This window comes from Bacillus sp. AFS001701 (assembly GCF_002559405.1).
GTDB lineage: Bacteria > Bacillota > Bacilli > Bacillales > Bacillaceae_G > Gottfriedia.
In genome coordinates this window covers 1-6,565 of the sequence record NZ_NTZO01000194.1, presented here as the reverse complement: position 1 = coordinate 6,565, position 6,565 = coordinate 1, and the positions used below count along the sequence as shown (strand labels likewise).

Genomic DNA, 6,565 nt, shown 5'->3' with positions numbered 1-6,565 from the left:
TTCTTTTCCTTTTTATTAAAGAGCATTAATAATTTTTTAAAAGTATCGCCCAATTTCCTTCCACAACCTTTTCTGGGAATTTCCTATTAACTATTCCCAATATTATTTTGCCATTTTAAAAACTCAAAAACAGTTTTATATTCATGAAACTTTTCTATTTCAATCCCTAATTCCTTTAACTCTTTAAGTAAATTAATCCATTCTTTTTCCAAATGTAGTTCAGTATCTACATTTTTTCCTAGCAATGTACTCATATCAACACCTAATACTTTCGAGAGCTTTTCTAGTACTTGGATGGAAGGATTATCATTTATTTCTCGTTCAATATTACTCAAGTAAGACTTTGAAATATCGGCTTTTTTTGCTAGCTCCGATAATGATAATCCCCTCTTTTTTCGGGTTTCATGTATGATTTTTCCTATCATATTCTATCCCTCTTTTACTTTACTAAATTCTTGTGAAATTACATTTTTGAGACAATCTATTACTCTGAATTGTTCATACTCCGTTAAACTTGATCCAGATGGAAGACAAATACCTGTTCTAAACAATTCTTCTGCTATATGCTCATTTTTACCATGAGAATAATAAGATACGTTTTCAAATAAAGGCTGCATGTGAAGCGGTTTCCAAACAGGCCTAGCCTCAACATTTATTTCATCTAATGCCTCAATTAGCATTTTAGGTGATACTCCTGACTCTTTATCAATTGTTAAAACAGTGAGCCAACGATTACTTTTAGTGTTTTTTAGTTCAGGCATGAAAGATAGACCCGGGATATTAGAAAGTTCTTTAAAATATCGTTCAAATATAAGTCTTCTCTTTTCTACCCTTTCATCCAAAACTTGAAGTTGAGCTCTACCGACTCCGGCTAATATATTACTCATTCGATAGTTATATCCCATTTCACTATGTTGATAGAAAGGAGCTGGATTTTTTGCCTGAGTAGCCAAAAAGCGGGCTCTCTGTAAGGCCCCGATATCATTTGAAACAAGCGCTCCTCCACCTGAAGTTGTAATAATTTTATTTCCATTAAAAGAAAAAATACCAAATCTTCCAAAAGTTCCACTTGCTTTACCTTTGAATGTTGATCCCATCGATTCAGCAGCATCTTCAATGATTGGAACATCATATTGATTACAAATTGAAAGTATTTCATCCATTTTTGCACTTTGGCCATATATGTTTACCACTATTACGGCTTTTGGTAAATTATTTTCTAAATGTGCATCTTGAAAAGCTTTTTCAAGTGCTGTCGGAGACATATTCCATGTATCCGGCTCTGAATCAATAAAAACTGGCTGAGCCCCTTGATAAAGAATCGGATTTGCACTTGCTACAAAAGTTAGACTTGAACAAAAAACTTTATCACCTTTCTTTACGCCTAATAAAGAAAGAGCCAAGTGAATTGCTGCCGTTCCTGAACTAACGGCAACTGCTTCACTGGCTCCTACGTAAGAGGCAATCTCTTTTTCAAATGCATCAACATTTGGTCCAAGAGGCGCGATCCAATTCGATTCGAATGCTTGATTAATATATTTTTGCTCATTCCCACTCATATGTGGAGGAGAAAGATAGATTCTTGATAAAGACATTTAAAAACACCTTCTCATTTAATTTTCTATTCCAACAGATAACTTTTTAATTATTCTAGCAGGACTTCCAACTGCACAACTGCAAGGTGGAATATTTTCTATAACTGTTGATCCCGCTCCAATGACTGACCATTTTCCAATCTTTATGTTAGGTATAATAGTTGCAGAAGCTCCTATATGTACGCCTACATCTACTTCAATATTTCCAGTTAATGTTGCATTCGGTGAAATATGGGAGTAATCACCAATCGTATTATCATGTTCAACAACTGAGCTAGTATTAATTATGCAATGAACCCCTATCCTTGCCCCTGTATTTATAACAGCCTTAGGCATTACAACAGTTCCATTCCCAATAATCGCTGATGGACTTACGACTGCTGTAGGATGAATAATCGATAAGTATTGGTCTATATTTATATTTAACAAATTTGCTACTTTATTCCTAATTTCATTATTGCCGATTGCAATGACCACTTTAACTTGATCTTTAAGGTATTTTTTTAAAGCAGTTAAGGGACCAAATACCATATCATTTTCCCGTACTTCAACTGTAAATTTATCATCCAAGATAGCGATGATTTCATGATTTAAAGAATAAGCCATTTCCTGAATGACTTTGCTATGTCCGCCATTTCCTAATATGATTATTCTCATGTTACATCACTTCATATGAACCTTTAAATTTTTCCATCGTAACTTGCCCTTGCTGGCTAATACCCTCTTTCTTTATCACTTTAATAAACGTTAAAAATAAAATTTTCAAATCTACAATAAGATTGTGATTTTTTATATACCAATTATCAAGTTTAAATTTTTCTTCCCATGTAATTGCATTTCTTCCGTTCACTTGAGCCCAACCAGTTATTCCCGGCTTAACATCATGACGCAGCATTTGTTCTTTCGTATAAAGAGATAAATATTCCATTAAAAGCGGTCTAGGTCCTACTAGACTCATCTCACCTTTAACAACATTTATAAGCTGAGGAAATTCATCTAAGCTAAATTTTCGAAGGAATTTTCCAAAACTAGTTAATCTTAATTCATCTGATAATAGCTCCCCGTTTGAATCCTTTAAGTCAACCATCGTACGAAATTTATATAAGTTGAATGGTTTTCCATACAATCCTGGTCTTACTTGCTTAAATAGAATAGGTGACCCCATTTTGAATCTTACCATGACTCCAACAATTAGGAGAATTGGAGAAAATACAATTATTATCATTAGAGAAATAATTAAATCAATCATTCTTTTCATATAAAAGTCCCCCATATTTAGGCTTACTTACATTTGTTTAGTTTGATTTATGTAGGGTCTGTATTTTACAAATCATTTCATTTACAAAATCCCGTGTTATTAGATCAGCTTGTTCATTGCCTTTTTTGTAAAAACTTTCAAGAATCTCTTTTAGCTGCTCCTGATTCAAGTTAATTGATTTCAAGGTTTCCTCCTTATTAATTTGAAACAATTAGATTCTTTGATTTAGGAATTGATTGGTCGTTTTCTGAAACTTTATCATAACCATTAGGATTATTTTTTTGCCAATTCCAGGCATCATTGCACATGTCGTTAATATCCAAGGTGGCTTCCCAATCCAACCCCACTTTTGCTTTCAAAGGATTTGCATAACATATTGCTGCATCTCCTGGCCGACGTTCCTTAATTGTATAGGAAATTATTTGTCCAGAAGCTTTTTCGTATGCTCTAACCATTTCCAACACGCTAAATCCCTTACCTGTTCCAAGATTATATGCATTTATTCCATTTTCATATATTACCTTTTCAAGTGCTTTTAAATGGCCTTTTGCTAAATCAACGACATGAATGTAATCCCTTACTCCTGTTCCATCCGCTGTTGGATAATCGTTTCCAAAGATACTTAATCTCTGTAACTTTCCAACTGCTACCTGCGAAAGATAAGGAACTAAATTATTAGGAATTCCTTTTGGATCTTCACCAATCAATCCACTTTTATGCGCTCCCACAGGATTAAAATATCTTAACAAAGTGATGCTCCAATTATGGTCGGAGTTATATAAATCCTTCAGTATCTCCTCTATCATTTGTTTTGTACGACCGTACGGATTTACTGCCCCCAACGATGTCTCTTCAGAAATTGGTACTTGTTCTGTAGAACCATATACAGTTGCCGATGAGCTAAAAATAAGTTTTTTCACTTGGAACTTATTCATCGTTTCACAGAGGTTAACTGTACCGACTACATTATTTTGGTAATACTTTAGTGGTACTATATTTGATTCACCAACTGCCTTCAGACCAGCAAAGTGAATTACAGCGTCAATTTTATGTTTTAAAAATACCTCTTCAAGCATTTTTAAATTTAATAAATCCACATTATAATAATGAAATGATTTACCTGTTATTTCCGACACACGCGTTAAAGCATCAGGTTTACTGTTTGAAAAATTGTCTAAAACAATAATTTCATAGCCTTTATTCAAAAGCTCAACACAAGTATGGCTACCAATATATCCCGCTCCACCTGTAATTAATATCTTCATAACTTATCCCCTCTGGTTTTCCATAAGCTTATTTAATGGTAAATTTATTGACTTTTACAAAATAAATAACTGAATGAGTGAAATTATATGGGAGTCGAATAAAAGTTATTATTGTCAAAAGAGAGTCAATTCTATAAATACCTCATGCTATATGCTCTTAAAAACAGGTCCATAGCTGTTACATTTTTGATTCGCACAAGTGTCCTAATGATTTTTTGTAAATTACTTCGCTGATTTGGAATGTTAAATATCTCCTGAACTATGTCACAATGCATTACTGTACTTATCATCTTCCTTCGATCGGTGCTGCTTAATGAACAGTCTGGCAAGTAATAGTTAGTGAATACAAATGTAAGTTCATATTGGTAATAAAGACACATTTTATTAATAGAACCGCTACCAGGCACTTCGTTAACTAGCTTCCTCAGATTCTTGTAAAGTAGAGTTTGAATTTCATATTTATTATGGGAATAACTATTAATTAGGCTACCAATATTTTGATGATATTCATAAAATATACGATTTTCAATTGAGCAATATTTTGAACGTTTAAAGTACGAAATGTTAAACAAGGCATCCTCACCCAAATTAAAATCTACCCCGAAATGAATATTATTAAATTTTATAATTTCACTACGATATAACTTATTACAAGGAGAATATGCTAATCCTCTGTCTAGTAAATTTACAAACAAGTCAATTAATGCCTTACCACGAGCACTCAATAGTTCATCCACTGTAAATTTATTAAGGGTTTGAGCATTCTTGATATTCTTAATTCCACAGATTACAATATCAGAATTGTCCTGCTCAATTCGAGAAACCATTGTTTCTAAATAGTTTAATGGTAATGAATCGTCACTATCTGTGAATTGAATATATTCTCCTCTTGCAATTTTCAATCCCATATTACGTGCATACCCTGGTCCATGGTTTTCAATTTGTATAAACTTTATTCTTTCATCTTTATGTGAATAATCTAAGCAAATTTCCTTACTCTTATCTGTTGAACCGTCATTTATGAGAATGACTTCAAATGATTTATATGATTGTTGAAGGATACTTTCAATGCATCTTGATAAATATTTCTCGGCATTAAAAATTGGTACAATAACACTTACTAACCCGCTAACGCTCATCAATTTCCCCTAAAAGTGATTTTCTCAAAACTTAAACCTCCTCCAAAACCTTATAAATCTGATCCATCATACACTCCATTACGAAATCCTTAGCCCTTAATTTTGACGTATTTTTATATTTCACAACTGATTTATGATCATCTGCAATCTGAATTAGTGCTTCATTTAAACCTTTTTGTGAATTTTCAACTAGTAACCCATACTTTCCATTATCCAATATTTCCTCTGGACCACCACACTTTGTCGATACAATTGGGAGACCTAAAAACAATGCTTCTAATAAAACGATACCAAACGGTTCACTAATCGCAGAATGAATATAGATATTTGCATCATTTAAGTAAGCATATGGATTTAATTGCTTACCTAGGAAAAAAACAACCTCATTAATATTTAACTTTTGCGTTAACTTCTTTAAGTTATTTTCTTCAGGTCCGTTACCAATAATATACAATCTTAGCTTATTATTTATATTATAGCCTTCGTAAAATGCACGTATTAGGCGATCAATTCCTTTATCCTCATGCAACCTAGCAATAGTTATGAGGTTAATCATATTCTTATCTATTATTAACTGATAATCCTCATGCATTTTGCTAATAATCTTATCAGGTACAACAGCATTGTAAATTTTTTCAACCACTGTTTCTGTTTGAGTTACATCTATAAATGATTTTTTGCATTTTTCCGATACAGTGATAATGCGATCAAATTTGTTATAACACACCGTTTGTTTTGCTTTTGTTATGTGACTTTCGAGTCCAAAGTTCTGATACCCCATTTCACCATGAATCCATGCTATTTTCTTCGAGTGAGTGTTTCTAGAGGCTGCCACAATTTTCTCTGGCATTCCTGTTTTAAATGATATTTCAATATCAAAGTCCTCATTAAGAAGTTTTTTGTAAAGAAGGCGTGGACTAATGAAACGCAAAACTCTGTATATGCCTTTATATTGATTTTTAAATAAAAAAACATGCTTTACCGAATTTGGTAATGCATGCTTTAGCTCTCCACCGTCAAATAGAGTTCCGACAGTTATACTATATTTGTTTCTATCCATACTATTAATAATGTCTATTAAAAGTATCTCAACTCCACCCATTACCATTCGATCTAATAAAAATAATACTTTTTTCTTCATTACTTTAAACCAACCCTCCTACTTATTAGGGTTTTTATCGGATTTAAACTCATAATTAATTGTATTAACCAGTTACCTGGAAGTGATAGTAATATAATTAATTTACTAAAAAACGTAATATTTTTATTTAATAGTTTATTTATTGGCTTTTTGATAATATCTTTTGT

Annotated in this window: 8 protein-coding genes; all 8 read right to left on the bottom strand. The window is 32.5% G+C overall.

The features are described from left to right. Window positions 1-86: 86 nt before the first annotated feature. The 8 genes from CN514_RS13745 to CN514_RS13715 all read right to left on the bottom strand — a co-directional run bounded on the left by CN514_RS13745 (window position 87) and on the right by CN514_RS13715 (window position 6,398). Complete coding sequence (locus CN514_RS13745) at window positions 87-425, bottom strand: helix-turn-helix domain-containing protein (protein ID WP_098233085.1); 339 nt, start codon at window positions 423-425, stop codon at window positions 87-89. Window positions 426-428: 3 nt separating this feature from the next. Continuing rightward, on the bottom strand, window positions 429-1,595 hold the full coding sequence (locus tag CN514_RS13740; RefSeq protein ID WP_098233084.1) for a DegT/DnrJ/EryC1/StrS family aminotransferase: 1,167 nt from the start codon (window positions 1,593-1,595) through the stop codon (window positions 429-431). An 18-nt stretch (window positions 1,596-1,613) separates the two neighbouring features. Then, a complete protein-coding gene (locus CN514_RS13735; protein ID WP_098233083.1) occupies window positions 1,614-2,252 on the bottom strand; it encodes an acetyltransferase in 639 nt (212 codons plus the stop codon). A 1-nt stretch (window position 2,253) separates the two neighbouring features. After that, on the bottom strand, window positions 2,254-2,853 hold the full coding sequence (locus CN514_RS13730) for a sugar transferase (RefSeq protein WP_098233082.1): 600 nt from the start codon (window positions 2,851-2,853) through the stop codon (window positions 2,254-2,256). 37 nt (window positions 2,854-2,890) lie between these two features. Then, window positions 2,891-3,037 (bottom strand): YwzD family small protein, encoded by a 147-nt coding sequence (locus CN514_RS25740; protein WP_176525907.1) that lies wholly within the window; start codon window positions 3,035-3,037, stop codon window positions 2,891-2,893. A gap of 13 nt (window positions 3,038-3,050) precedes the next feature. Continuing rightward, complete coding sequence (gene galE, locus CN514_RS13725; RefSeq protein ID WP_098233081.1) at window positions 3,051-4,118, bottom strand: UDP-glucose 4-epimerase GalE; 1,068 nt, start codon at window positions 4,116-4,118, stop codon at window positions 3,051-3,053. A 131-nt stretch (window positions 4,119-4,249) separates the two neighbouring features. Continuing rightward, entirely contained in the window at window positions 4,250-5,257 is a 1,008-nt protein-coding gene (locus CN514_RS13720; protein WP_098233080.1) for a glycosyltransferase family 2 protein, read from the bottom strand. 31 nt (window positions 5,258-5,288) lie between these two features. Then, on the bottom strand, window positions 5,289-6,398 hold the full coding sequence (locus CN514_RS13715) for a glycosyltransferase (RefSeq protein WP_098233079.1): 1,110 nt from the start codon (window positions 6,396-6,398) through the stop codon (window positions 5,289-5,291). Between the last annotated feature and the right edge of the window lie 167 nt (window positions 6,399-6,565).

Coding starts and splice junctions, on each gene's coding strand:
- CN514_RS13720 (WP_098233080.1), bottom strand. CDS start 5,257: ATGAGCGTTAGCGGGTTAGTAAGTGTTATTGTACCAATTTTTAATGCC.
- CN514_RS13740 (WP_098233084.1), bottom strand. CDS start 1,595: ATGTCTTTATCAAGAATCTATCTTTCTCCTCCACATATGAGTGGGAAT.
- galE (WP_098233081.1), bottom strand. CDS start 4,118: ATGAAGATATTAATTACAGGTGGAGCGGGATATATTGGTAGCCATACT.
- CN514_RS13735 (WP_098233083.1), bottom strand. CDS start 2,252: ATGAGAATAATCATATTAGGAAATGGCGGACATAGCAAAGTCATTCAG.
- CN514_RS13730 (WP_098233082.1), bottom strand. CDS start 2,853: ATGAAAAGAATGATTGATTTAATTATTTCTCTAATGATAATAATTGTA.
- CN514_RS13745 (WP_098233085.1), bottom strand. CDS start 425: ATGATAGGAAAAATCATACATGAAACCCGAAAAAAGAGGGGATTATCA.
- CN514_RS13715 (WP_098233079.1), bottom strand. CDS start 6,398: ATGAAGAAAAAAGTATTATTTTTATTAGATCGAATGGTAATGGGTGGA.